General features: G+C 62.8%; 24 protein-coding genes. 13 read left to right on the top strand and 11 right to left on the bottom strand.

From position 1 onward, the window contains the following. The first annotated feature begins 1 nt into the window (after position 1). Entirely contained in the window at positions 2–289 is a 288-nt protein-coding gene (locus tag AC3WP7_RS15035) for an HU family DNA-binding protein (protein ID WP_492561381.1), read from the top strand. Positions 290–520: 231 nt separating this feature from the next. Next, positions 521–2,395 (top strand): SurA N-terminal domain-containing protein, encoded by a 1,875-nt coding sequence (locus tag AC3WP7_RS15030; RefSeq protein WP_093124165.1) that lies wholly within the window; start codon positions 521–523, stop codon positions 2,393–2,395. 48 nt (positions 2,396–2,443) lie between these two features. Here the strand turns inward: AC3WP7_RS15030 and AC3WP7_RS15025 are convergent, their stop codons facing one another. Next, entirely contained in the window at positions 2,444–2,881 is a 438-nt protein-coding gene (locus tag AC3WP7_RS15025; protein ID WP_102591741.1) for a helix-turn-helix domain-containing protein, read from the bottom strand. A 79-nt stretch (positions 2,882–2,960) separates the two neighbouring features. Here AC3WP7_RS15025 and AC3WP7_RS15020 point away from each other — a divergent pair, with 79 nt between their 5' ends. After that, positions 2,961–3,458 carry a DUF2938 domain-containing protein gene (locus AC3WP7_RS15020; protein WP_093124161.1) on the top strand — a complete coding sequence of 166 codons (498 nt, stop codon included), beginning with the start codon at positions 2,961–2,963 and terminating at the stop codon, positions 3,456–3,458. A 4-nt stretch (positions 3,459–3,462) separates the two neighbouring features. On the opposite strand, the gene AC3WP7_RS15015 is transcribed toward AC3WP7_RS15020, so the two are convergent. Then, positions 3,463–4,635: an MFS transporter gene (locus AC3WP7_RS15015; protein WP_102591742.1), complete on the bottom strand. Its 1,173-nt coding sequence runs from the start codon at positions 4,633–4,635 to the stop codon at positions 3,463–3,465. Positions 4,636–4,753: 118 nt separating this feature from the next. On the opposite strand from AC3WP7_RS15015, the gene AC3WP7_RS15010 reads away from it, so the two are divergent. Continuing rightward, positions 4,754–5,653: a LysR family transcriptional regulator gene (locus AC3WP7_RS15010; RefSeq protein WP_092244785.1), complete on the top strand. Its 900-nt coding sequence runs from the start codon at positions 4,754–4,756 to the stop codon at positions 5,651–5,653. An 89-nt stretch (positions 5,654–5,742) separates the two neighbouring features. Further along, positions 5,743–6,516: a DUF2242 domain-containing protein gene (locus AC3WP7_RS15005; protein WP_092244788.1), complete on the top strand. Its 774-nt coding sequence runs from the start codon at positions 5,743–5,745 to the stop codon at positions 6,514–6,516. Between the two features lies 1 nt (position 6,517). On the opposite strand, the gene aceE is transcribed toward AC3WP7_RS15005, so the two are convergent. Continuing rightward, positions 6,518–9,178: a pyruvate dehydrogenase (acetyl-transferring), homodimeric type gene (gene aceE, locus AC3WP7_RS15000; RefSeq protein ID WP_102591743.1), complete on the bottom strand. Its 2,661-nt coding sequence runs from the start codon at positions 9,176–9,178 to the stop codon at positions 6,518–6,520. 146 nt (positions 9,179–9,324) lie between these two features. Between aceE and AC3WP7_RS14995 the strand changes: the two genes are divergently transcribed. After that, entirely contained in the window at positions 9,325–9,795 is a 471-nt protein-coding gene (locus AC3WP7_RS14995; RefSeq protein ID WP_071492022.1) for a MarR family winged helix-turn-helix transcriptional regulator, read from the top strand. Between the two features lie 23 nt (positions 9,796–9,818). Here the strand turns inward: AC3WP7_RS14995 and AC3WP7_RS14990 are convergent, their stop codons facing one another. The 3 genes from AC3WP7_RS14990 to AC3WP7_RS14980 form a co-directional block, all read right to left on the bottom strand. Then, entirely contained in the window at positions 9,819–10,829 is a 1,011-nt protein-coding gene (locus AC3WP7_RS14990) for a transketolase-like TK C-terminal-containing protein (RefSeq protein ID WP_102591808.1), read from the bottom strand. A gap of 333 nt (positions 10,830–11,162) precedes the next feature. After that, positions 11,163–12,191 (bottom strand): AraC family transcriptional regulator, encoded by a 1,029-nt coding sequence (locus AC3WP7_RS14985; RefSeq protein ID WP_092244794.1) that lies wholly within the window; start codon positions 12,189–12,191, stop codon positions 11,163–11,165. Next, the gene (locus AC3WP7_RS14980) at positions 12,188–13,318 is read right to left on the bottom strand and encodes a carbon-nitrogen hydrolase family protein (protein ID WP_093124140.1); all 1,131 of its coding nucleotides are present in this window, start codon (positions 13,316–13,318) and stop codon (positions 12,188–12,190) included. The genes AC3WP7_RS14985 and AC3WP7_RS14980 overlap by 4 nt, the downstream gene beginning before the upstream one ends. A 212-nt stretch (positions 13,319–13,530) precedes the next feature. Between AC3WP7_RS14980 and AC3WP7_RS14975 the strand changes: the two genes are divergently transcribed. Together AC3WP7_RS14975 and AC3WP7_RS14970 are read left to right on the top strand one after the other, a co-directional pair. After that, complete coding sequence (locus AC3WP7_RS14975; RefSeq protein ID WP_093527990.1) at positions 13,531–15,570, top strand: NADPH-dependent 2,4-dienoyl-CoA reductase; 2,040 nt, start codon at positions 13,531–13,533, stop codon at positions 15,568–15,570. A gap of 57 nt (positions 15,571–15,627) precedes the next feature. Then, positions 15,628–16,512 (top strand): 1-aminocyclopropane-1-carboxylate deaminase/D-cysteine desulfhydrase, encoded by an 885-nt coding sequence (locus tag AC3WP7_RS14970; RefSeq protein ID WP_102591744.1) that lies wholly within the window; start codon positions 15,628–15,630, stop codon positions 16,510–16,512. Here the strand turns inward: AC3WP7_RS14970 and AC3WP7_RS14965 are convergent. The 3 genes from AC3WP7_RS14965 to AC3WP7_RS14955 form a co-directional block, all read right to left on the bottom strand. Then, positions 16,502–17,059 carry a cytochrome b gene (locus tag AC3WP7_RS14965; RefSeq protein ID WP_071492016.1) on the bottom strand — a complete coding sequence of 186 codons (558 nt, stop codon included), beginning with the start codon at positions 17,057–17,059 and terminating at the stop codon, positions 16,502–16,504. The genes AC3WP7_RS14970 and AC3WP7_RS14965 overlap by 11 nt on opposite strands. Positions 17,060–17,173: 114 nt before the next feature. Further along, positions 17,174–18,001, bottom strand: a complete 828-nt coding sequence (gene phnX, locus AC3WP7_RS14960; RefSeq protein ID WP_092244805.1) for a phosphonoacetaldehyde hydrolase — start codon at positions 17,999–18,001, stop codon at positions 17,174–17,176. Beyond that, positions 17,998–19,119 (bottom strand): 2-aminoethylphosphonate--pyruvate transaminase, encoded by a 1,122-nt coding sequence (locus AC3WP7_RS14955; protein ID WP_102591745.1) that lies wholly within the window; start codon positions 19,117–19,119, stop codon positions 17,998–18,000. Before AC3WP7_RS14955 ends, phnX begins: the two co-directional genes overlap by 4 nt. A 110-nt stretch (positions 19,120–19,229) precedes the next feature. Here AC3WP7_RS14955 and AC3WP7_RS14950 point away from each other — a divergent pair, with 110 nt between their 5' ends. Further along, positions 19,230–20,087 carry a LysR substrate-binding domain-containing protein gene (locus AC3WP7_RS14950; RefSeq protein WP_092244811.1) on the top strand — a complete coding sequence of 286 codons (858 nt, stop codon included), beginning with the start codon at positions 19,230–19,232 and terminating at the stop codon, positions 20,085–20,087. A gap of 100 nt (positions 20,088–20,187) precedes the next feature. Then, complete coding sequence (locus AC3WP7_RS14945; RefSeq protein WP_058423896.1) at positions 20,188–20,895, top strand: YebC/PmpR family DNA-binding transcriptional regulator; 708 nt, start codon at positions 20,188–20,190, stop codon at positions 20,893–20,895. A 43-nt stretch (positions 20,896–20,938) separates the two neighbouring features. Here AC3WP7_RS14945 and AC3WP7_RS14940 read toward each other — a convergent pair whose 3' ends face one another. After that, positions 20,939–22,240 carry a protein kinase gene (locus AC3WP7_RS14940; protein WP_102591809.1) on the bottom strand — a complete coding sequence of 434 codons (1,302 nt, stop codon included), beginning with the start codon at positions 22,238–22,240 and terminating at the stop codon, positions 20,939–20,941. Between the two features lie 39 nt (positions 22,241–22,279). Continuing rightward, entirely contained in the window at positions 22,280–23,374 is a 1,095-nt protein-coding gene (gene zapE / locus AC3WP7_RS14935) for a cell division protein ZapE (protein WP_102591746.1), read from the bottom strand. A gap of 215 nt (positions 23,375–23,589) precedes the next feature. Between zapE and AC3WP7_RS14930 the strand changes: the two genes are divergently transcribed. Genes AC3WP7_RS14930 through AC3WP7_RS14920 form a run of 3 tightly spaced genes read left to right on the top strand, consistent with a single transcriptional unit; the run spans position 23,590 to position 25,184 of the window. Continuing rightward, positions 23,590–24,087: a Csu type fimbrial protein gene (locus AC3WP7_RS14930; RefSeq protein WP_442963906.1), complete on the top strand. Its 498-nt coding sequence runs from the start codon at positions 23,590–23,592 to the stop codon at positions 24,085–24,087. Beyond that, positions 24,081–24,623: a Csu type fimbrial protein gene (locus AC3WP7_RS14925; RefSeq protein WP_092244821.1), complete on the top strand. Its 543-nt coding sequence runs from the start codon at positions 24,081–24,083 to the stop codon at positions 24,621–24,623. The genes AC3WP7_RS14930 and AC3WP7_RS14925 overlap by 7 nt, the downstream gene beginning before the upstream one ends. Before the next feature lie 18 nt (positions 24,624–24,641). Then, positions 24,642–25,184 (top strand): Csu type fimbrial protein, encoded by a 543-nt coding sequence (locus tag AC3WP7_RS14920; protein WP_034107216.1) that lies wholly within the window; start codon positions 24,642–24,644, stop codon positions 25,182–25,184. Position 25,185: the final 1 nt, after the last annotated feature.

The raw sequence follows: 25,185 nt of genomic DNA, 5'->3' as shown, positions 1-25,185 counted from the left end.
TATAAGGGGACTTAGAGTGAACAAGTCGGAACTGATTGATGCTATCGCTGCATCCGCTGATATCCCGAAAGCTGCTGCTGGCCGTGCGCTGGATGCAGTAATCGAATCCGTCACTGGCGCTCTGAAGGCCGGCGACTCCGTGGTACTGGTAGGCTTCGGTACGTTCTCTGTGACTCACCGCCCAGCTCGCACTGGCCGTAACCCACAGACTGGCGACCCACTGCAAATCGCTGCCGCCAAGAAACCAGGTTTCAAAGCCGGTAAAGCCCTGAAAGAAGCCGTTAACTAAGCTTCGACCAAGCCTTTACCTACCCGGGTCGGACGCAGGTTCGACCTGGCAGCGGAGCGGCCAGCAGACCCAGGTATTCATCGGGTCGCCAAGCCGGGGGGAGAACGAAAACCCCCGTCCGCTCCGCCAGTTGCGAGAAGGCGCATCCTTGGATGCGCCTTTCTTATATCCGTACTCTACCCACGCTCCACGGTTGCCTATTCTTGAAGTTCAACCGTTTCTGGGGGACGCATGCTGCAAAATATCAGGGACAATTCACAAGGCTGGATTGCCAAGACCATTATCGGGATCATCGTCGCGTTGATGGCGTTCACCGGTATCGAGGCCATTTTCCAGGCTTCGGGTAACAACAAGCAGGACGTGGCCAAGGTCAACGGTGAAGAAATCACCCAGACCGAACTGAGCCAGGCCGTCGACATGCAACGCCGCCAGCTGATGCAACAGCTGGGCAAGGATTTCGATGCTTCGCTGCTGGACGAAAAACTGCTGCGCGACGCGGCCCTCAAGGGCCTGATCGATCGCAAGCTGCTGCTGCAAGGCGCCGCCGACTCCAAGTTTGGCTTCTCCGAAGCTGCACTGGACCAGGTGATCCTGCAGACGCCGGAATTCCAGGTGGACGGCAAGTTCAGCCCTGACCGCTTTGACCAGGTCATTCGCCAACTGGGCTACACCCGTATGCAGTTCCGTCAGATGCTGACCCAGGAAATGCTGATCGGCCAGGTTCGCGCAGGCATCGCCGGCAGCGGTTTTGTGACCGACGCGGAAGTCCTGGCATTCGCCCGCCTGGAAAAGCAGACCCGCGATTTCGCCACCGTCAACATCAAGGCCAACCCTGCCGCGGTGAAACTCACCGACGACGAGGTCAAGGCTTACTACGACCAGCATGCCAAAGAGTTCATGACCCCTGATCAAGTGGTCATCGACTATCTGGAACTGAAGAAGTCTTCCTTCTTCGACCAGGTCACCGTGAAGGACGATGAGTTGCAGGCCGCCTATCAGAAAGAAATCGCCAACCTCGCTGAGCAGCGTCGTGCCGCGCACATTCTGATTGAAGTCAACGACAAGACCACCGACGCGCAAGCCAAGGCCAAGATCGAAGAAATCCAGGCACGCCTGGCCAAGGGTGAGAAGTTCGAAGCCCTGGCCAAGGAGTTCTCCCAGGATCCAGGCTCGGCCAGCAACGGCGGTGACCTGGGCTTTGCCGGCCCTGGCGTCTACGACCCGGACTTCGAAACCGCCTTGTACGCGTTGAACAAGGACCAGGTATCGGCACCGGTTCGCAGCAGCTTCGGTTGGCACCTGATCAAGCTGCTCGGCGTTGAAGCACCGCAAGTGCCGACCTTTGCCAGCCTGAAAGACAAGCTGACCAAAGAGCTCAAGACCCAGCAGGTCGAGCAGCGTTATGTCGAAGCGACCAAACAATTGGAAGATGCGGCATTCGAAGCCTCCGACCTGGCCCAGCCGGCGTCCGACCTGAAACTGACTGTACACACCTCCGCGCCGTTTGGCCGTGAAGGAGGCGAAGGTGTTGCGGCCAACCGGGCCGTGGTCACCGCTGCGTTCAGCCCGGAAGTGCTGGATGAGGGTGCCAACAGCAGCGCTATCGAGCTGGACCCGGAAACCATCATCGTGCTGCGTGCCAAAGAGCACCTGAAGCCTTCGCAACTGCCGCTGGAAAGCGTCGCAGCGGCGATCCGCACCCAGATGGCCAAGGAACGCGCCAGCGCGGCTGCCAAGACTCACGCTGACGAGCTGATCGCCAGCCTGCGTGATGGCAAGACCCCGCTGAACCAGCCGGTCGACGGCCAGGCCTGGAAGGTCACTGAAGCCGCTACCCGTAGCCAGGAAGCGATCGACCCTGCCGTGCTGCAAGCCCTGTTCCGCATGCCCAAGCCTGCGGCGAAGGACAAGCCGACCTTCACCACCGTGACCCTGGCGGATGGTAGCCTGGTCATCGTGCGCCTGAACGGCGTCAACGAAGCCGCTGCGCCAACGGACGAAGAAAAGGCGCAATACCGCCGCTTCCTCGCTTCCCGTGTCGGTCAGCAGGACTTCGCGGCCTACCGCAAGCAGTTGGAAACCAAGGCTGACATCAAGAAGTTCTGATGTCGGTTTGACTCAAAAGCCCCCGGCCTGAAAAGACCGGGGGCTTTTTTATGGGCGCTGGAGTGGACTGCCCGATGGGGTACGCGCCGTTCTGCTCCTTTTCAGCGTGCCTGCCGCGACCTTGACCAAGCGCTGGAAATTCGGGCATTGCCCATGGTCAGGTGCCGGGCAGTCCGCCGCATGCCGCAAGCCCTGACTCATCGCTTTCAGGCGCTTGATGGTCGCGTCGATGCTGTCGGCCTTGTCCAGCAACAGCTGTCTGTCCACCTGCAATACGCCCTCGAAGGGCAGCATGCTGCGGATTTCATCCAGCGACAGGCCGCCGGCTTGTCCGAGGGCGATCAGCGCCAATTGATCGAGCACTGCGGGCCTGAAGTGGCGCCGTTCCCCTGGGGCACTGGTCGCGGTGATCAACCCGGCCTTCTCGTAAAACCGCACGGTGGAGGAGGGCAGCCCCGTACGCCGGGCCACTTCCGAGATATCCATGATGCCTCCCTTGACTTGAAGTTGACTTCAACTTCTATCCTGCCTGTGAACGAGGGGCTCATCAATCGGAGGGCAGGTCATGTTGTCGATGGAAGAAGGTGTAAGGCTGGTATTGATCGGGATCGGGGCGACTGTCGTGATGGATGTGTGGTCGATGATTCTCAAAGGCTTGGGCATTACAACGCTCGATTACTCGATGGTGGGCCGCTGGGCCGGCCACCTGCGTCACGGCACGCTTGCCCATGCCAGTATCGGCAAGGCCTCGCCGGTACGCGGCGAATCGGCGCTGGGCTGGGCGATTCACTATGCCGTGGGTATCGCCTTTGCGGCGCTGTTGGTGAGTATCTACGGCGTGCAATGGCTGCATGATCCCCAATGGTTGCCTGCGTTGATGGTGGGCACGCTGACGGTGGTGATCCCTTACTTCGTGATGCAGCCCGCGATGGGCGCGGGTGTGGCGGCGTCTCGCACACCAACACCTTGGAGAAATCGCCTGCGCAGTGTGCTGTCCCATGGCGTGTTTGGTGCCGGTCTGTATCTTTCGGCCGTGGCGCTCAGCCAGGTAGGGTCTTATTGATTCTTCAACTGCGGGCGCCTCTCGACGCCCCGGCCAATGCCCACAGCATCAGCAACACCACCGCCCAGGGAAATGCGGCGACGCCCCAGCCCTGGAGCAGCACCCCGCCCGCGAGGCCGCCGCCAGCGATGCCCAGGTTCCACACGGTCACCAGCATCGATTGCGCGGGGTCCGCCGACTCACCTGCCGATTTGGCCAGTGCGGTTTGCAGCAACGCGGGCAACCCGCCGAACGCCAGGCCCCACAGCGCGACCGCGAGGTAGATAGCCGCCGGCAGGTTCATCCAGAACGCCAGCGCCAAGGCGACCAGACCGAACAGCGCACAACTGATCAGCAGTAACGGGCGTAACCACCGATCAATCAATACACCCGCCAGCCAGATGCTCAGCAACGCGGCAAGGCCAAACACCAGCAGCACTTGGTCAATATCGGCGGCAATCCCCGCCGGCACCAGCAGCGGCGCGATGTAGGTGTAGAGAATGTTGTGGGCAAGCACGTAGGTAAAGGTTACCCATAGCACCGGACGGATACCCGGCAAGCTGAACACTTGATGCAGCCCCAAGCGGTTGCCCGCTGGTTCGCCGGCGAAATCCGGCAGTTGCAGGCGTGCCCAGATCAGTAGCACCAGCGTCAGCCCGGTCATGATTGCAAAACTCAGGCGCCAGCCAACCGCAGCCCCCAGAAAGGTGCCGGCGGGCACACCCAGCGACAGGGCCAGCGGTGCACCCAGCATCGCAACTGCGATGGCCCGGCCCTGCAGGTGGGGCGCGACCATTCGGCTGGCATAGCCCGCCAACAGCGCCCACAGCAGTCCGGCGAATACACCGGCAAAGAAGCGCGCCACCAGCGTCAGCCCATAGTGGCCGGATAGCGCGGTCACACTGTTGACCAGGGCAAAGCCGCCGATCGCGATCAGCAACAACGGGCGGCGTCGCCAGCTTCGGGTCAACAGTGTCAGGGGGATGGCCGCCAGCAGTGATCCAAGGGCGTACAGTGTAACCAATTGACCGACCAGCGCGGGCGACACGCCCAGGCCTTCGCCCATCTGCGGCAGGAGCCCGGCGGGCATGGCTTCGGTGAGGATAGTGATAAAGCCGGCGCTGGCCAGGGCCAGTAATCCTCCCAGCGGCAGTGTTTCTTTTCGGGCGGTCACGGGGGAATCGGTGAGGGAGGTCATCGCGCTCTATCCATGCAAAAGGGCAGCCGGCAGAGTAGAGGGCTGTGATCTGCGGAAAAACAGGCTAAGGTTCCGAACTTATCGGACGCTTGTGTCCGTAATTTCCAAGGATTCACCCATGGACAGTCTGGGTAGCCTCTCTGTATTCGTGCAGGTGGCAGAAACGCGTAGCTTCACCGTCGCCGGGCGCGTGTTGGGTGTGTCGTCGTCGGCCGTCGGCAAAAGCATTGCGCGGCTGGAAGACCGCCTGGGCGTGCGGCTGTTTCATCGCAGCACCCGCAGCATCACTTTGACTAGCGAAGGTGCGCTATTGCTGGAGCGTTCGCGCAGGATCCTGGCCGAGGTCGAGGCGGCTGAGCGGGAGCTGACAGACGCCAGTGCCACGCCCCGTGGCACGCTGCGCATCAGTGTGCCACAGGTGCGTGGCCTGCTGATGCCGGTGCTCAGTGATTTCATGCGTGCGTACCCGGAGATCGAGTTGGATGTGGATTTTTCCGACCGCATGGTGGACGTGATCGAGGAAGGTTTCGATGCGGTGATTCGCACCGGCAAGCCGGAAGATTCGCGCTTGATGGCACGCCACCTGGGGCATTACCGGTTGGTGCTGGTGGGTACGCCAGCCTATTTTCGCCAGCACGGCACCCCACGGCAGCCGCAGGACTTGAACGGCCATGCCTGCCTGCGCCACAAGTTCTGCGCCACTGGCAAGTTGGAACCCTGGCCGTTACGCCTGGCCCCCGGCGCGTCGGAGCCGGTCCTGCGTACTCCGTTGGTCAGTACCACCATCGAGTCCCTCAAGCATGTGGTGCTCGACGGGTTGGGGATCGCCTGCCTGCCGGACTACATGGTCGAACAGGCCGTGCAGGAGGGGCGCCTGCAAAGGGTGCTGGATGATTTTCTGGAACACCGAGGCAGTTTCTGGATGTTATGGCCATCAAGTCGCCATGCTTCGGTCAAGTTGCGCGTGTTTATTGATCATATGTGTGCAGGTCTTTTTCCTACGGGCGGCGTAAGGTAAGGCTGTGACGTTTTACCGACAGGAATGCGCGCGCCAAGGCCTCGTTCTGTTGCACAATACCGCCCGGACCGTTTTCCTCAGGATTTTCAATGTCGACATCATTTCACTTGCGTAGCCTCGGGCTGGCGCTGGTGCTGGCGGGCGCCGCGGGCTGCTCGTCACCCAAGACCGCCATTTATGAACATGAGAATTTCGACGACTCCGGTACGTTTTCCCGCGATTACCCGGTCACCGATGTGGCGGCGTGCGAAGCGGCGCGACGTGCCTTGCTGAGCCAGGGCTATATCATCACCAGCAGCGATCCGAAACTGGTGGTGGGTAACAAGAGCTTCCAGCAGACCGGCGAGACCCACTTGCAGATCAGCTTCAACGTGGTGTGTGCCGACGATGGCAAAGGTACCAATCACTCCACCATGTTCGCCAACGCCTTGCAGGACCGTTACGCGCTGAAGAAGGTCAACAACTCCGCGAGCCTGGGCGTGGGCGTGCTGGGTTCGGTGTCGATGCCGATCGGTTCCACCGATGACTCGATGGTGAAGGTGGCGAGCGAGACCGTTTCGGCACCGAAATTCTACGAGCGCTATTTTGCGCTGGTGGACGTGTTCTTGCCTCAGGAAGTGAAGAAGGCCGCGCATATCCCCGAGCAGCCGAAAGCCGAGCTGGGTGTGCCGGAACCTAAAACCGCACCGGCAGCAGAGAAAACCGAATCGCCGAAGGAGGAGCCTGCCGTTTCCCAGCCCGTCACGCCGCCTGCCGAGGCCGCGCCGATTGCGCCGCAGGCGGAACCCGCGCCGGCTACCAGTAACCCGGACCTGCCGGCACCGACAGAAGCGATTCCGCCCCTGCCGACACCGGCGCAGTAATTCATACCGCCACGGGGTTGACCTTGTCGACGTTGATCCCGTAGCGGCTGATGGCTTCACTGACTTTTTCACGACCGATAACGCCGTCATCCGCCAACGCCTTCAAGGCTGTCAGCGCGATGAAATACCGGTCCACTTCGAAGAACGCGCGCAGGGTGTCACGGGTATCCGATTGCCCGAAGCCGTCCGTGCCCAGTGCCACAAAGCGTCGGCCGTGGACAAAGGGGCGGATCTGATCGGCGAACAGCTTCATGTAGTCCGTCGCCACCACCACCGGCCCGTTCTGCCCGGCCAGGCATTGCTCCACATAACTTACCCGTGGCTCGCTCTGCGGGTGCAGCAGGTTCCAGCGTTCGGCTGCATGCCCGTCGCGGCGCAATTCGGTGAGGCTGGTGGCGCTCCACACAGTGCTGTGCACGCCGAAGTCCTGCTCAAGCAGCTCGGCCGCCGCGATCACTTCGCGCAGGATTGAGCCACTGCCCATCAGTTGCACCCGGGCCTGCTCGCTGGTCTTGAGCGGGTACATGCCCTTCAGAATCCCGTCTTCCACCCCTTCGGGCATCGCCGGGTGCGGGTAATTCTCGTTGAGCAGGGTGATGTAGTAGTAGATGTCCTCCTGTTCCACGTACATCCGCCGCATGCCTTCGCGAATGATCACCGCCAGCTCGTAGGCAAATGTCGGGTCGTAGGACACGCAGCACGGAATCACCGACGACAGGATATGGCTGTGTCCATCGTCATGCTGCAAGCCTTCGCCCATCAGCGTGGTGCGGCCGGCCGTGGCCCCCAGCAAAAAACCGCGTGCCCGTGCATCGCCGGCGGCCCAGGCCAGGTCGCCGACCCGCTGGAAGCCGAACATCGAGTAGAAGATATAGAACGGCACCGTCATCAAGCCGTGGTTGCTGTAGGACGTACTGGCCGCGATCCACGAGGAAATGGCGCCGGATTCATTCAGGCCTTCCTGCAGGATCTGTCCGTCCTTGCTTTCCTTGTAGTAGCTCAGTTGCCCTGCGTCCTGCGGGGTGTAGAGCTGGCCTACGGCGGAGTGGATGCCAATCTGACGGAACAGGCTTTCCATGCCAAAGGTGCGCGACTCGTCCGGCACGATAGGCACGATCAGTTTGCCCAGGTGCGGGTCCTTGAGCAGGGTGCCGAGGATGCGCACAAAGGCCATGGTGGTGGAGATCGCCCGTTCGCCGGTGTCCTTGAGCTGGGTGGCAAAGGCGGCGAGTTCGGGGATCTGCAAGGGTTCGACCGCACTGTGGCGTGCCGGTACATAGCCGCCCAGGGCCTGGCGGCGCGCAGCGAAGTAACGGGCTTCTTCGCTGTCGGCGGCGGGCTTGAGGTAGGGAATGTCGGCGAGTTGCTCGTCCGCGACTTCCAGGCCAAAACGATCGCGGAAGGCTCTTACCGCGTCTGCGCCCATCTTCTTCAATTGATGGTTGATGTTCTGGCCTTCGCCGGCTTCACCCATGCCGAAACCCTTGACGGTTTTCGCCAGGATCACCGTAGGCTGGCCGCTATGGCGCACAGCGGCGGCGTAGGCGTTGTAGACCTTGTCCGGGTCATGCCCGCCCCGTGAGAGCTTCCAGATTTCGTCGTCGGACATGTCCGCAACCAATGCCAGCAACTCCGGGTATTTGCCGAAGAAATGTTCGCGCACATAAGCGCCGTTCTGCGACTTGTAGTTCTGATAGTCGCCGTCCACGCATTCCATCATGCGTTGGCGCAGCAGGCCGCTGTGGTCTTTGTCCAGCAGGGCGTCCCAACCACCGCCCCAGATCACTTTGATCACGTTCCAACCGGCGGCGCGATACAGGCTTTCGAACTCCTGGATCACCTTGGCATTACCGCGCACCGGGCCGTCCAGGCGTTGCAGGTTGCAATTGACCACAAAGATCAGGTTGTCGAGTTTCTCGCGCCCGGCCAGGGAAATGGCGGCCAGGGATTCCGGCTGGTCCATTTCGCCATCACCGAGGAAGGCCCAGACCTTGCGCCCCTGGTGGGGTTTGAGGTCGCGCAGTTCCAGGTAGCGCATGAAGCGCGCCTGGTAAGCGGCAGTGATCGGGCCAAGGCCCATGGACACGGTGGGGAATTGCCAGAAGTCCGGCATCAGCCGTGGGTGCGGGTAGGACGAAATACCCTCGCCACCGGCCTCACGGCGAAAGTTGTCGAGTTGCGCTTCGCTGATGCGGCCCTCCAGGTAGGCGCGGCCATAAATGCCGGGGGAGGAGTGGCCCTGGATGTACACCAGGTCGCCGTCAAAGTGCTCGGTACGGCCACGAAAGAAGTGGTCGAAGCCTACGTCGTAGAGCACGGCGGCTGACGCATAGGTTGCGATATGCCCACCCACCCCTGAGTGCTTGCCTGCACGCAACACCATTGCCATGGCATTCCAGCGGATAAACGCATTGATACGGCGTTCGATGGCCAGGTTGCCGGGGTAGGGCAACTGACGGTCCACCGGGAGGGTATTGACGTACGGCGTGGTCACCCGCCCGTAGAAGTCGCCATGCCGCGCCACGTCGAAATCCAGCAACTGATCGATCAGGTAGTGCGCGCGGGGCCGGCATTCAGTGGACAACACCGATTCGATGGACTCCAGCCACTCGCGGGTTTCCTGTGGGTCGTCGTCGCGTCTGACAGCGTTGTTCGGGGTCATGTGAGGCTCCAGGGTAGGCAGGTTTGAAGTGGCGGGCTCCTTGTGGGAGTGCCGGTAAATATAATTGCAATTGCAACTACATGACCGAATCTAGCGCGGGATGAGCTACTATTGCAACCTTCTTGAAATTCTCCGGATGGTGTTGCATGTCGTCGAAAGAGCCGGATGTATGGTTCCGTTTTGTCAGGGCCCACAGGACGGTCATCCGTGAAATCGAGCGTCGCCTGGCTGAGGCGGACCTGCCGCCGTACGCCTGGTACGACGCGCTATGGGGGCTGGAAAGCGGCCCCGACGGCACCCGCCGCATGCACGAATTGGCCGACGTGCTGGCCATCGAACGCTACAACCTCACGCGGCTGGTCGACCGCCTGGAAAAGGACGGTCTGGTGGTACGTTCCCGCTCCGACGGTGATGGCCGCGCGGCGTTTGCCTCGATCACCGAGGCCGGTCGGGTGCTGCGTAAAAAGATGTGGAAGATCTACGAAAGCACGGTGGATGAGTTGTTTCTGTCGCAGATTGAGCCCGAGCAGCGCCAGGGCTTCGCCGACGCGTTGGAGCGCACCGCCGGGCTGGCGATGGAGGCGGGCGTGCAGACCCGCAGTCGCCGCAAAATCTGAAACCCTGCGGCGCTGCCTTGCCGTCACTCGCATTCCACTGCATAGCGCTTCATCGCGTCCTGCACTTGCCGTGTGTCGATCCGCCCTTCATCCGCCAATGCCCTGAGCGCCGATACCACGATCCAATATCGACTCGGCGCCGCCGCCTGTACCGACCCCGCGCCCAGCGCCACAAAGCGTGCATCCACGTGCGCCCCCAACTGATCGACAATCGCCTGCGGATACCCGGTCACCGCAATTACCGGCGCAGCGGTCCCCGCCAGGCAATCACGCAAATGGCAACCGCGCTTGGGCAGTCTTGGGTGCAGGCGATTCCAGCGTTCAGCGGCCGCTGCCTCGCGGGCCAGTCGTGTGTAGCTGGGGCAGCTCCATGGCTGCGCGCTGATGTTCCAGTGCTGTTTGAGCAAGCGCCTGGCGTGCACCACCTCGTCAAGCGCGCGGCCTGCGCCGAGCAATCGCACATCGAAGGGGCTGTTGCGCTGGAGTGGGTACATGCCCTTGAGCGCGGCCTCCCGGTCCTGCTCGCCCAACGGCGCTGCACTGTCCTGATCGTGCAACGCGAGGTAATAGAAACCGGGCTTGCCCTCGACATACAGGCTTCGCAACGCCGCGAGCACAATCGCGCGGGCTTCTTCCCCCGAGGCCGGGTCATACGGGGTACAGCGCGGATGAGTGGCCAGCCACAACGGCAAGGACGGCTGCGCACCTTTGGGCCACCGGGAGGGCTGGTTTTCAATGTCGTTGCACAGGATGCCGCGCTGCCGGGTAACGTTCGATAGCGCGCTCAACTGTGCCGCCGAGTGCGCGCTGTGCAGGTACAGCAAGGGTTTTTCCACGGCGTTGCGGGCGAACCAGGCGGGCCAGTTACCCACGCGTCGGGAGTGCGACTGGCCGTGGATCACCCAGGCCTGGCGGCTGGATTCGAGGGTGCTGGCCATGCTGATCACGGTGTGCAACGGTGACCGGCTGGCGGGGGTGGCAGTGCTCAAGGCGTCGATACAGAGCTGCGCGGCGTGTGCGGTAGCGGCGGTCATGGAGAGGGTCACCTGGCGACGAATGCCCATACCCTAATGGAAATTCGCATTTAATTGCAATTGCAATGATTGCAATAGTGCCTCATTCCTCGGGTGCTAAATCCCTGCAGCGCTGCTACGTTTAATCCTTGAGTGCAGGAACGTCATGACGTCGACATTTTTTCGTCATCACGGCACTTTAGGCTGGTGATGCAGGTCATTTATCTGCAACCCCTGTTAACGCAAGAAGGAGTCCGCCATGGACGATTACCAGGAAGAACTGCTTGAGTACCACGCGATTGAGTTGGACCCGCTGGAACCGGCAGACGATGCAACAGAGCTGTAATAAAGACTTCAGGCGGAATGCCGCTGACTGCGGCGAAATTCCCCTGGGGTCTGGTTGTTCCACCGCCTGAAGGCCCGTTGAAATGCCTGGGCCGAGGCAAAGCCGAGCAAGTAGGCGATCTCGCCGAACGCCAGTTCCGTGTCGCGGATGTAGGTCATGGCCAGGTCACGACGGGTGTCGTTGAGAATCGCGCGAAACTGAGTGCCTTCATCGGCCAGTTTGCGGCGCAGCGTCCAGGTCGGCAGCTTCAAGCGTGCCGCCACTTCTTCCAGGTCGGGTTCCCGGCCGCCATTGAGCATCGGCCCGAGCAAACGGGTAATGCGCTCGCGCAGGCTGCGGGTGCGGGTCAGTTGCTCCAACTCTCGCTCACACAGCTGCAACAACAGGTTCCAGGTACTGGGGCAGTGCTGCGGGTTGCGCAGGGCCAGGGTGTGCTGGCTGAGGCGCAGTTGATTGGCGTCGGCACCGAAGTGAACGTCTCCCAGCGCGTCGTAGCGTTCGCTGTACTCCGGCGCCTCGAACTCGATGTCGATACGCTGCGCCTGCACCGGTTGCCGGGCCAGGCTCGACAACTGATGCAGCCAGCCGGCGATGATCGAGTCCACCACGAAGCGGTTGTAGGCGTTGTAGGGGCTGATGGAGTAGAAGCGCAACCAGGCGCCCTCGGCATCCTCGACGAAGCTCGACTGCCCGCGATAGTTGGAGCCGTACAGCGCCTCGAAACGCGTTAATGCGCGCGCCGCCTCGCGCACGTTGGGCGCCTGGTCGGCGGTGACGCCGGCGAGCCCCGCCTGGCTCAAGCGGCTGAGCTGGCCCATGCGCAGGCCCAGGCCCGGGTCGCCGGTGAGCTGGATGGCGGCGTGGCCCAGGCGCATGTAACGCGGGATCGACAAGCGTGCACCGGCTTCGGCGAGGCGCGCCGAGTCGAGTCCGTATTGCAGTAGCAGCGGCTGCGGGTCCAGGCCGTGGCTGCTGATGGCATCGGCCAGGCTGTGCACGAAGCCCACCGACAGGTCCCCCAGCCGTACCGGTTTCACAGCCAGATATTCAACAAGCGCGCGCCACGGGCCTCGCCATCGGCGCTGATTTGCCCGTTGCTGCTGAGAAAACTGTGCCCGGCGGTGCCCAGGTCCCAGAACTGCCCGCGCAGGAACACGCTCATGCCGGCGCTGGCCTGGCTGATCGGTTGCTGGCTGATCAGCGTAAGACGGCGCCAGGCTTCGCCTTCACTGAGTTCTTCGGGCTTGAGGCTGATTTCGGTCGGGGTGGACACGCTTTTGAAGCCGCGCCACGGACGGTCCCAGGTATCGCGACCCAGCACAAAGGCTGGCACCGCGATCAATTGCGCGCCTTGTTCGTTGAGCTTGCGGTAGTTGTCCGGGTACCAGCTGTCGCTGCCGACCAGCACCCCCAGGCGCCCGGCCGGAGTGTCGACCACGCTGACGATGTTTTCATCGCCAGGCTTGATGAAGCCGCGCTCATCGTAGATCGGGTAGAGCTGGCGCTGCGGATCGCCGATCGGCAAGCCGTCGGCGGCAAACACCACGCTGGCGTTATACAAGGCGCCATGGCCGACCTGCAGTTGACCCTGGCTCACGCTCGGGTTCGGCAGGGTGATGGAGCCGGCCACCAACGTAACGCCGAACTCCTTGGCCAGGCCGCCGAACAACAGCTGATAGTCCCGTGCCATGCCCGAGGCTTTCATGCGCAGGTAGGCGTCGTCGGTGCGATTGTCGCCGGTGGCGCTGATCCAGGCGCGGGCGAACAGCAGCGGGTTGCTGACCGACAGCCAGTTCATCGCATCTTTCACATGGAGCGCCTGGTACACCTCGTTTTTTTCGCCGGTGAGCATCAGCCAGGTGCCGATATGTTCGGGCAGCACCACGATGGTCTTGTCATTGATCAGCCCCTGGTCCCGGGCTTTTTGCAAGTACGCCGCGAGCTTCAGGTGCAGGCGTTCCAGGCTCTGGTAGTCGGCGGGGAACAGTTCCGGCTGGATGCCCAGCAGGTTGCCACGGTCGGCAGGCAGGCCTTCGTTGACGGCGAGGGTGATCCGCAGGTCCGACAGGTAATGCGCCACGGGGCGTTCCTGGGTCCAGACCAGATAGGCGGCGATGGCGGCAACCAGCGCCAGGGAGACGGTAAGAGCAAGAAGTTTACGCATGGGGGAACAGACAACAGACCGTGTGCAGGGTTCGCCGACTAGGGTAGGGCCCATGGGCGGGCTTGCCAAGGGGCGCTGTGCATTTGGATCAATAACTTGTCAGTTTCAGTCATTGAGCCGTCATCCACCGCCTCTTAGTCTGTGGGACATAAACCGATGGCGGGTCGCACGAGCCCGTCACACCCCGTGATGATCCGTTGTGGAGCTTGACCATGACCGCTGCTGCCTACCCGCATCTGCTGGCCCCGTTGGACCTGGGTTTTACCACTTTGCGCAACCGTACCCTGATGGGTTCGATGCACACTGGCCTTGAAGAGAAACCCGGCGGGTTCGAACGCATGGCTGCCTATTTTGCCGAGCGCGCCCAGGGCGGCGTGGGCCTGATGGTCACCGGCGGCATTGGCCCGAATGATGAGGGCGGGGTGTACGCCGGCGCAGCCAAGCTGACCACCGAGGAAGAAGCACAAAAACACAAGATCGTGACCCAGGCGGTGCACGCGGCGGGTGGCAAGATCTGCATGCAGATCCTCCACGCCGGCCGATATGCCTACAGCCCCAAACAGGTCGCGCCGAGTGCGATCCAGGCGCCGATCAACCCGTTCAAGCCCAAGGAGCTGGACGAAGAGGGCATCGAGAAGCAGATCCAGGATTTCGTCACCTGCTCGCTGCTGGCCCAGGTCGCCGAGTACGATGGCGTGGAAATCATGGGCTCCGAAGGCTACTTCATTAACCAGTTCCTCGCGGCCCACACCAACCACCGCACCGACCGCTGGGGTGGCAGCTACGAAAACCGCATGCGCCTGGCAGTGGAAATCGTGCGTCGTGTGCGTGAAGCCGTGGGTCCGAATTTCATCATCATCTTCCGCCTGTCGATGCTCGACCTGGTGGAAGGCGGCAGCACCTGGGAAGAAATCGTGCAGTTGGCCAAGGCCATCGAGGGCGCCGGTGCGACGATCATCAACACCGGTATCGGCTGGCACGAAGCGCGCATCCCGACCATCGCCACCAAGGTGCCGCGTGGCGCGTTCAGCAAAGTCACCGCCAAGCTGCGCGGGGCGGTGCAGATTCCGTTGATCACCACCAACCGTATCAACACCCCGGAAATCGCCGAGCAGATCCTGGCCGAAGGCGATGCCGACATGGTCTCCATGGCACGCCCGTTCCTGGCCGACCCGGAGTTCGTCAACAAGGCCGCCGCCGGCCGCGCCGATGAGATCAATACCTGCATCGGCTGCAACCAGGCGTGCCTGGACCACACCTTTGGCGGCAAGCTGACCACTTGCCTGGTCAACCCACGGGCGTGCTACGAAACCGAGCTCAACTATTTGCCCGTCCAGCAGGTCAAGAAGATCGCCGTGGTCGGTGCCGGTCCTGCCGGCCTGGCCGCTGCGACGGTGGCCGCCGAGCGTGGCCACCACGTGACCTTGTTCGATTCCGCCAGCGAGATCGGCGGCCAGTTCAACATCGCCAAGCGGGTGCCGGGCAAAGAGGAGTTCTTCGAAACCCTGCGCTATTTCAAGCGCAAATTGCAGACCACCCATGTGGAGCTGTGCCTCAACACCCGCGTGGACGTGGCGCAACTGGCGGCGGGCGGCTATGACGAGATCATCCTGGCGACCGGTATCGCGCCACGCACCCCGGCGATCCCGGGGATCGACAACGCCAAGGTGCTGAGCTACCTGGATGTGATCCTGGAGCGCAAACCGGTCGGCAAGCGCGTGGCGGTGATCGGCGCGGGCGGTATCGGTTTCGACGTGTCTGAGTTCCTCGTGCATCAGGGCGTGTCCACCAGCCTGGACCGCGAAGCGTTCTGGAAGGAATGGGGCATCGACACCCAGTTGCAAGCCCGTGGTGGCGTGGCCGGGATCAAGCCGCAACCCCATGCCCCGGCGCGTGAGGTGTTCCTGCTGCAACGCAAGACCTCCAAGGTCGGCGACGGCCTGGGCAAGACCACCGGCTGGATCCACCGTACTGGTTTGAAGAACAAGCAGGTGCAGATGCTCAACAGTGTCGAGTACCTGAAGATCGACGATGCCGGCCTGCACATCCGCATTGGCGCCGAGGGCGAACCCCAGGTGCTGGCGGTGGACAACATCGTCATTTGCGCCGGCCAGGACCCGTTGCGCGAATTGCAGGACGGCCTGGTCGCCGCCGGCCAGAACGTACACCTGGTCGGCGGCGCCGATGTGGCGGCCGAGCTGGACGCCAAGCGCGCCATCAACCAGGGCTCGCGCCTCGCGGCCGAGCTATAAGACCCGGTGCGGGGCGGTGGTAGACTACCGCCCCGTTTTTCATGCAGATCCCGCCCGATGGGTCCCTTCGATTGGCTTCCCCACGCACCGCTTGAACCGCTGTATCTGGATTGGCTCAGAGGTGTCGAGCTGGCCGTGCTGCGCCTGGATCGCATCGACCCGCTGATCAGCGGCAACAAGTGGTTCAAGCTCACCGGGCATCTGGCGCAGGCGCAGGCCGCTCGTGGCCTGATCAGCCTGGGCGGGGCTTACTCCAACCATCTGCATGCCTTGGCTGCCGCCGGCAAGCGCTTCGGTTTCCCTACCGTCGGCCTGCTGCGTGGGCACCCGCAAGACACGGCCACCGTCCTCGACTTGAAAGCTTTTGGCATGCAGTTGCATTGGCTGGGTTATGGCGGTTATCGCGCGCGGCATGAACCGGGTTTCTGGTTGCCGTGGCGTGAGCAATATCCCCACCTGCACCCCGTGCCCGAGGGCGGCGGTGGCCGTGCGGGCGCCCTGGGTTGCGCGGTGCTGGTCGAGCAGGTGCGTGTGCAGTTGCACAGCGTGGGCTGGACGGATTACGACGCCTGGTGGCTGGCCGCAGGCACCGGCACCACCCTGGCCGGCCTGGCGCTGGCAGAGGCGGGCGCGCACCCGGTGTACGGCGCCATGGCGGTGTCGGACGATCATGGTGTGGCGCAGAACGTCGAGGCCATCGTGCAGGGCGGCTATGAACTGCTGGACGCCAGCCGAGGTGGCTTCGCCAAAGTCGACGCCGAGCTGCTCGACTTCATCGAGACCACGCAACAAGCCTGCGGCGTGCCCCTGGAACCGCTCTACACCGGCAAGGCGTTACTGGCCTTGAAGGTGCAAATCGAAGCCGGACGCTTCGCACCCGGCACTCGTCTGGTCTTCGTCCACACCGGCGGCCTCCAGGGCCGGCGCGGCTTCAAGGGTTAGCGCGCTTGCCCGGCATCATCCGCAACGCGGTGTTATCCCGCAGGATGTAGTGGTGAGCGATCCCGGCCAATGCATGCAGGCCGATCAACCAGTAACCGATCTTGCCGAACAGCACATGCCAGCCTTCAATCTGCTTGGCCAGCGCCTTGTTTTCCGCGATCAGCGGCGGCAATTCAATGCCATAGAACATCACTGAATGCCCCTCGGCACTGACAATCAGCCAGCCGGCGATCGGCATGCCGATCATCAATGCGTACAGGGCAAAGTGCATCAGGGTTGCCAGCAGGCTCTGCCACGGCGGCGGCGCCGGTACGATCTTTGGCGCTACCCCCAGGCTGCGCGCGAACAGGCGCAGCCACACCAGCACAAACACGGTAAGGCCGAACATGAAGTGCATCTCGACGATCAACGTTCGTGCACCGCTGCCTTTGGGAAACTGTCCGCGTAACTCAATGCAGGCGTAGACCACCGCCAGTAGCACCACCATCAACCAGTGCAACGCAATCGACATGGTGCTGTAGCGTGTATCGGAGTTTTTCCACGGCATCGCTGGGTTCCTCACTCATCAGGGCATACCTCCATTCTTTGGCGATGGAGTCCTTTAACTGTATGCCGGTTTTGAGCGGATTGCCTGGGGTAAGTGCCGTGATGTTGACTTCTATCAGTCGCTCTGCGGCATTTCCCCACGGGCCAGGCGCGCATTGATGGCGGTGATGACAGAAGGCAAGTCGTTGATGGTGTCGATCAAGTAATGCGGACGTGAACCTTCGAACATTGCTTCGATGCGCTTGCGCTCGCTGGCCAGAGTCGCGGCATCCAGGGCACGGAACTGTTCGTAGGTCAAACCCAGTGCATTGCCGGAGCAGGTCAGGGCCACGGTCCACATGCCGGCGCGCCGCCCTTCGAGGATGCCCGGCACGGTGTCGTCGACCTTCACGCATGCCGCCACATCGTCAATGCCCAGGGCGATGACGTTGGCCAGCGCCTGGGCCGGCCATGGGCGACCGTTGGGCACTTCGTCGGTGGCGACCACATGGTCGGCGATATAGCCGTTGGTGGCGGCCAGGGCGACCACCTTGTCCATCACTTGCTTGGGGTAGCCGGAGCAGGAACCGATCTTGATGCCTTGCACCCGCAGCCGGGCGAGGGTGTCGAGGGCGCCGGGAATCAGCGCCGAGTGCTCGGCGATCTTCTCGATCTGCAACGGCATGAAGCGTTGATAGATGGCCGTCACGTCATCGTCGGTGGGCGTGCGACCGAAGGCCTTGCGGTAGCGCTCGGCGACGTGCGGCTGATCGCACAAGGCACGGATGTGATCCCACTTGCCCATGCCCATCGGGCCACGGGCTTCTTCGATGGAGACTTGCACGTCGAATTCGGCGAAGGCTTCGACAAAGATCTGCGTGGGGGCGAAGGAGCCGAAGTCGACCACGGTGCCGGCCCAATCGAGGATCACGGCTTGCAGGGCGTTGGGGTTCTGGTAGTTCATGCGTGTGCTCCAATCGATGAGAGGGTGAGACCCATGGCCTGCAATCCGTCGGCGATGGCGGTGACGGCGGCGTGCATGTCGTTGGCATCGACATGGCCGATGCAGCCCACGCGGAAGGTTTCCACCTGGGTCAGTTTGCCCGGATACAAGATGAACCCCCTGGCCTTGACCCGTTCGTAGAAATCCCTGAACTGGTAGCGCGGGTCCTGGGGCGCGTGGAAGGTGACGATGATCGGCGCCTGGATGGCGGCCGGCAGGAAACTGCGCAGGCCCAGTTCGGCCATGCCGTCCAGCAGTGCCTTGCAGTTATGGGCGTAGCGTTGATGACGTGCGGGCAGGCCGCCTTCCTCGGCGTATTGCAGCAGCGCTTCATGCAGGGCCGCCACCACGTGGGTCGGTGGGGTGAAGCGCCATTGGCCGGTCCTGGCCATGTAGCTGTGCTGGTCGAACAGGTCCAGTGCCAGGGAGTGGCAGTTGCCTTCGGCGGCGGCCAACGCCTGTTTGTCGACGAAGACAAAACCCATGCCCGGCACGCCTTCCAGGCACTTGCCGGAGGCGGCGATCAGGGCGTCGAATGGCACCGTGCGGGCATCGATGGGCAACGCGCCGAAGGAACTCATGGCATCGACGATCAGGCGCTTGCCGTGGTGTTTCACCACCTGGGCGATCTCGGCCAATGGGTTGAGAATACCGGTGCTGGTTTCGCAGTGGATCAGCGCGACATGGGTAATGGTCTTGTCGGCGTGCAGCAGGCGGCCCACATCGGCGGCGGTGGTGGGTTGGTCCTCGGCGGTTTCGAAGGTGCTGAAATCGCGGCCCAGTATTTCGCAGATTTTCGCCAGGCGCTTGCCGTAGGCGCCGTTGATCAGCACCAGCACCTTGCCGTTGCGCGGGACCAGGGTGCCGATGGCCGCTTCGACGGCGAAGGTGCCGCTGCCTTGCAAAGGCACGCAATGGTGGCTCGCGGCGCCGTCGATGATTGCCAGCAACTGTTCGCAGACGCTGGCGGTAAGCTGGTTGAAGCGCTCGTCCCATGAACCCCAATCCACCAGCATGGCCTGGCGGGTGCGGTTCGAGGTGGTCAGGGGACCTGGGGTCAGCAGGATGGGCGTCGTCATTACAAATCCTCGCGAAGCATCGGTTGAATCTACGGCGCCTAAATTGCAGTTTGGCTTGTCATCAATCAAATTGTTTGTTGTTATGCGAGCTATCAGTGAGGCCGATAGCCATGAACCTGTTCCAACTGCGTGCATTCGATGCCGTGGCCCGCGAGGGCAGTTTTACCCGTGCGGCGGCGCGGCTGTTCATCAGCCAGCCAGCGGTTACCGGGCATATCAAGGCCCTGGAGGAGCACTACCAGATCGCGTTGTTGCGCCGCACCGCCAGGCGGGTGGAACTGACCGAGGAAGGCACGCGGCTGGCGGCCATCACCCGGGCGATCTTCGGCCTGGTGGACGAAGCGCAGACCCTGCTGGAGGCCAATCGCCAATTGCTCACCGGACGCCTGGAAGTGGCGGCGGACGGTCCGCACCTGGTGATGCCGATGATCGCCAGCCTGCGTGCACGCTACCCGGGCATCACCGTGAACCTGCGCCTGGGCAATGCTCAGGAAACCCTGGCGGCGCTGTTGTCCGAGCATGCGGACGTGGCGGTGCTGACCGAGGTCGAGCCGCGCAATGGCCTGCACCTGCAGCCTTTGGCCGAATCGCGGATCTGCGCGCTGGTGCCGGTGGCGCATCCGTGGGCGAGGCAATCCGAGGGCGTTCACCTGGAGCAACTGCATGAGGTCATCATGGTGCTGCGCGAACCCGGCTCCATCACCCGGCGCACGTTTGACGGTGCTTGCCTGGCTGCCGGTGTACAACCCAAGGTGTTGCTGGAGCTGGACAGCCGCGAGGCGGTGACCGAAGCCGTGGCTGCCGAATTGGGGGTTGGGGTGGTGTCGTCGATGGAAGTCAGCCCCGACCCGCGCGTGCGCGCCGTGCCGATCCTGGGCGACGGCCTGGTGAACCGGCACCTGCTCGGTTGCATGGAACGGCGTCGCGCATTGCGCCTGATCCAGGCGTTTTTCGAGTTGGCGCCCTGACGGATTTTTGGTGGAACGATGTGTTTTTGCGCTATAAACTCTGCCCCCAAAGCGCCGGCCAGTAGACGTTTGGGCGCGATGGACATAAAGAGAGTGAGTCATGGGCGCACAGTGGAAAGTCAAACATAAAGAAGCGGCAGCCAATGCCAAGGGCAAGATCTTCGGCAAGCTGGTGAAAGAAATCACCATTGCCGCCCGCAATGGCGCCGACACCGCAACCAACGCGCACCTGCGTCTGGTGGTGGAACAGGCGAAAAAAGCCTCGATGCCCAAGGAAACCCTGGACCGCGCCATCAAGAAAGGCGCCGGTCTGCTCGGCGAAACCGTGCAATACCATCGCGTGACCTACGAAGGGTTCGCCCCGCACCAGGTGCCGCTGATCGTCGAATGCGTAACCGATAACATCAACCGCACCGTGGCGGAAATCCGCGTGGCCTTCCGCAAGGGCCAGCTCGGCGCTTCCGGTTCCGTGGCCTGGGACTTCAACCACGTCGGCCTGATCGAAGCCTCGCCGGACAGCCCGGACGCCGATCCGGAAATGGCCGCCATCGAAGCCGGCGCCCAGGATTTCGAAGCAGGTGAAGAAGAGGGCACCACCCTGTTCATCACCGAGACCACCGACCTCGACGCCGTGCAGAAAGCCTTGCCGGAGCAGGGTTTTACCGTGTTGTCGGCCAAGCTCGGCTACCTCTCGAAGAACCCGGTGAGCGGTTTGAGCGATGAGCAGATGGCGGAAGTCGAAGCCTTCCTCGAAGGCCTGGACAACCACGATGACGTGCAGGATATGTTCGTCGGCCTGGCCGGCTGATCCCTCACAATGCGGGAGGGGACTTGCCACCTCCCACATCGGCTCAGCGGAGTTGGACTGATTCCAGGAGCGCTTCGATCTCTTCGAATCCAGGCCGTGCGAATACCTCGTGCTGACAGCAGTTTTTCTGCAGCTCGACTAAGTCGCTGCTCACCTGCTCCTCAACTCGCTCCAACAATTCCCCCAGCAAAATTCCGAACGCCCGCACTTCAATACGCTGCAACGCCCTGGTTTCCAAGGTATTCGCCGTGGCATGGAACGACGCCGCGCCAAAGTCCCCGAGCAGGCAGTCACCTGCTTCATTCCACAGAATATTGTGGCCATACAGGTCGCCATGGGTGATGCCGTGCCGGTGCAGATGCGCCGCTACCGAGGCGATACCACGGGCCATACGCAACGCCACCTCAAGGCTGAAACGGGTGTCCGCTGCGTAGATATCCCGGGTGCACGACGCCAGGCTCGGCAGGGCCGCGAGGTTGCGGTAGCTCGGGTCGATCAGGTCCATCACCAGGGCGGCCTGGTCATCGGGGTGGCCGACCACGCGGCCTTCGACCTTGATCAGGTTGGGGTGCAGCCCGGCGGCGATACAGGCCTGCATTTCGTGCAGCGGCGAACCGTCGCTGGTGATGCTGCCCTTGTAAAGCTTAACGGCGACGGGCTTTCCTGACGGTGCCCAGAGCGCCTTGCGGATCACCCCGGAAGCGCCTTCGCCCAGCACTTCGGCCAGTTCCAGTTCGGACCAGGGAACCTCCGGTGTGGTGTCTTCATTCGCCAGCGTCACCGCCATTTCCACCGGGTTACCGGCGTAGGCCAGCCAGGTCAGGCTCGGCAGCGTCAACAGCCACTCTGGCAGGTGCGTGAACCGGTTGGCGGCGATGCGCAGCAGTTCGAGGTTGTGGCAGTTGGCCAGGCTTTGCGGCAGGTGCGCCAGCTGGTTGCCGGCCAGCATCAGTTTTTGCAGCAATGGCCGTTCGCCCAATGCCTCGGGCAGCGCGCTGATGCGGTTATCGGTCAGGATCAGCCAGCGCAGCAGCGGCGGCAAGGCTGCGGCGGGCACGTGGCTGATCTGGTTGGCCTTGAAGCCGATCATGCTCAGGTTGGCGCATTGACCGAGGCAAGCCGGCAGCTCGGTGAACCGGTTGTCCGAGCAGAACAGCACGCGCAGGTGCGGCAGGCGGTGCAGGTCGTCGGGCAGGCTGCTCAGGGCATTGCCGCTGAGGTTGAGGATTTCCAGGGAGTCGGCCAGCTCGAAGATTTCCCGGGGGAATTCGGTCAGCCCGCAGGACAGGTCAAGGCGCGTGATGCCGGCCAATTGGCCGGCCTTGAGTTGGGCGAGGGTATTCATGAACGGCGCGGTCACTCGGCAAAAAGGCGTGGAAGGCGCTCATGATAGCGGGTCGGACGCGGATTGCGGGGCGGCCTGCTGCAATTGTCCGAGACGGCTGGCGGTGCGGGCCAGGTCGATGGCCTGGCCGCTCAGGGCAATCTCGAGCGGCAATTCGCCGATCAATACCAGATGCTTGTCGCGGTCGTAGAGCACATCCACCAGGTTGATAAAGCGCTGTTGCACGGCAATCGGGCAGTTCGCCAGTTGAGGCAGGCCGTCGATGATCCAGTGGTCGTAGTCCTGGCACAGCAGCAGGTAGTCCATCACCGCCGTCAGTTGTTCGCACAGGTCGTTGAAGGTGAAGGCAATGCTGCGCCCTTCATGGCGGCGGCACATCAAGGTCCGATGGCCGACGTCCAGGGGGCGCGGTGGGCTGCCTGCAGCGGGCAGGTCGAGCGCCGCGCGCTGGTCCGGGGTGCCCGGCCACACGTATTGACCGCAAGTAAACCGTTGCGCGCTCTGGGCCTGGGGCAGGCTGCGAAAGTCCTGGGGCGAGCTGACTTCCAGCACCTCCATGCGCGCGGCGATCAGGTCGATCACCGGCTTGAAGCGCTCATGGTACAGGGGGTTGGGCAGCAACCCTTGCGGTGCATAGTTGGACGTCACCAGCACCAGTACACCGCGCTCGAAGAGAGCCTTGAACAGCCGCGTGATCAGCATGGCATCGCCGATATCATGGACGTGGAATTCGTCGAAACACAGCACCCGGCAGCCTGCCAACTGTTCATCGAGCGTCACGGCCAGGGCATCGTCCTGCGCATGGTGCGTGAACATGCCGCGATGCAGTTGGGCGAAAAAATCATGGAAGTGCACGCGCTGCTTCTCGGCGATCGGCAACGCCTGGAAGAACCCGTCCAGCAGCCAGCTTTTGCCGCGACCCACGGGTCCGTGGAGGTACAGGCTGCGGGCGGGCTGGCCGGCGAGCAGTTGTTGGGTTTCCCGGGCCAGGGCGGCAATTGCGCGGGTTTGACCGGTGCTCAGGGTGTAACCCTGTTGCTCGGCCTTTTGCTGAAAAAACGCGGGAATAGGCGAAGCGTCAAGGGGCCCGGGCTTTTGGCCGAGCAGGCGACGGATCAGGGAAAGCGCGGCCAATGCAAGTCACTCTGTATTTCGATGGTCGCTCACTTTAGGGCGCTCGCTGCGTTTTGACCAATAGAGAAGGGCGCTGCCAGCTATCTCGAAAAAGCATCTCACGCCGATAATCCTGTCCAGACTGGCAGTTTCTCGCTGAGTGACTAACCTTCTACACAGCAGTCACCCCTGTACAAGGATCTGGGGCAGTGAAGGGACGAGCAGTATTGGCAGTCATGGGCGCAATGCTCTGCAACGCGGCTTACGGTGCACAGCTCCAGGTGGAGGTGCGTATCGATGTGCAGCGGGGCTGCCAGTTGGTGGGCACCACCCGCAGCGCTGGCATCGAGCAACTGGGCATACTGGATTTCGGCAGCGGCCCGCGTCTGGATGACCCGGCCGGGCCCCTGAGCGCGGCACTGATCAGCCAGCGCCAGCCGCGCCTGGAGTGCAACCCCGACACGCCGTACCAGGTCCGCGTCGATGGCGGCCTGCATGGTGGCACCGGCGAAGTGCGCTACCTCAGCGCCACCTCATCGACCAAACCCATTCCCTATCGCATCTATGCCGACGCGGCGCGGCGCGTGCCGTTGCCGGTGGATGTGCCGCTCAGCGGCCGGGTGCCGGACACAGGCTTCGTCGACCTGCCGCTCTATGGTCGCATCGAGCCGCTCAAGGACATCCCCGCCGTCGGCCGCTACACCGACCTGCTCAAGGTCACGGTGACATGGTAAGCCGTTGCCTGGCCCTGGTGGCCATGGGCGGCCTGCTGGTGCTGGCAGACGACGTGCAGGCGGCTGTCGCCAGCGGGTTCATCCAGGCGCGGCTGGTGATCACCGCCAGTTGCGAAGTGAGCAAAGGCGTGGAGAGCGCGCCGGTCAACCCCACGGGCGGCACGGCGATGCTCGACTTCGGCAGTCAGGGCCCGACCTGGAACAACCCATTGGGTGCTGGCGTCACCGCTGGCGACAAGGCGCCCCTGGCGGTGTCGTGCAACCCCTCGGTCTCGAGCTTCACCGTGACCATCGACGGCGGCACCAACGGCGATGGCACCACCCGGCGCCTGAGCAATGGGCGCCAGATGATTCCTTATCGACTGTCCGCCGACCCGCAGGGGCACAGCACCTATAGCATCGGGCAACAACGCAATTTTGTCGCGGCCAAGGGCACCCAGATACCGATCCCGGTGTTTGGCTCCGTGGTGGCAAATACCAGTGCCTTACCGGCAGGGATCTACACCGACACGTTGACGGTGACACTGGACTGGTAACTCAAGAGGATGAAAACCATGCATGTACTTGTTTCGCGATTAGGTGTTTGCGCACTGGGCCTGGCGATGGCCTCCAGCCTCAACGCGGCGACCACGGTGACCGGGCAGATCACCTCCAGCCTGATATTGATCGCCAGTTGCCAGGTCAACGGTTCGGGCGCGGCTACCGGGTTGAACTTCGGTAGCTTGAATTTCGGCACCACCAATAGCCTGTTCACCAACGCCGATGCCCAGTTGCTGGGCGGTACTGGCACCGGTGGCGCGTTGTCGATCCTGTGTTCCAGCGGCACTACGCCAGCGGTCAAGGTACGCGCCGGTGCACATGATGGTGCGTCCCCCGGTGGCAGCCGTGCATTGGCCGACGGTGCGGGCAACTTCGTGCCCTACGATTTCTACACCGACAGTGGCCACTCCGCACTGCTGGCGATTGACGGTGTGATCACCCTCGCCACCAGTACCGGCGTGGCGCAAACCGTCAACCTCTACGGTCGGGCGGTGGGCAAGGCGGGGCTGCCGGCGGGCACCTATACCGACACCGTGGCCGTGGAACTGACGTTCTAGC

The organism is Pseudomonas sp. FW305-3-2-15-C-LB1, from assembly GCF_058787615.1.
The sequence above is the reverse complement of the archived record's forward strand: the minus strand, read 5'-3'. Positions and strand labels throughout refer to the sequence as shown.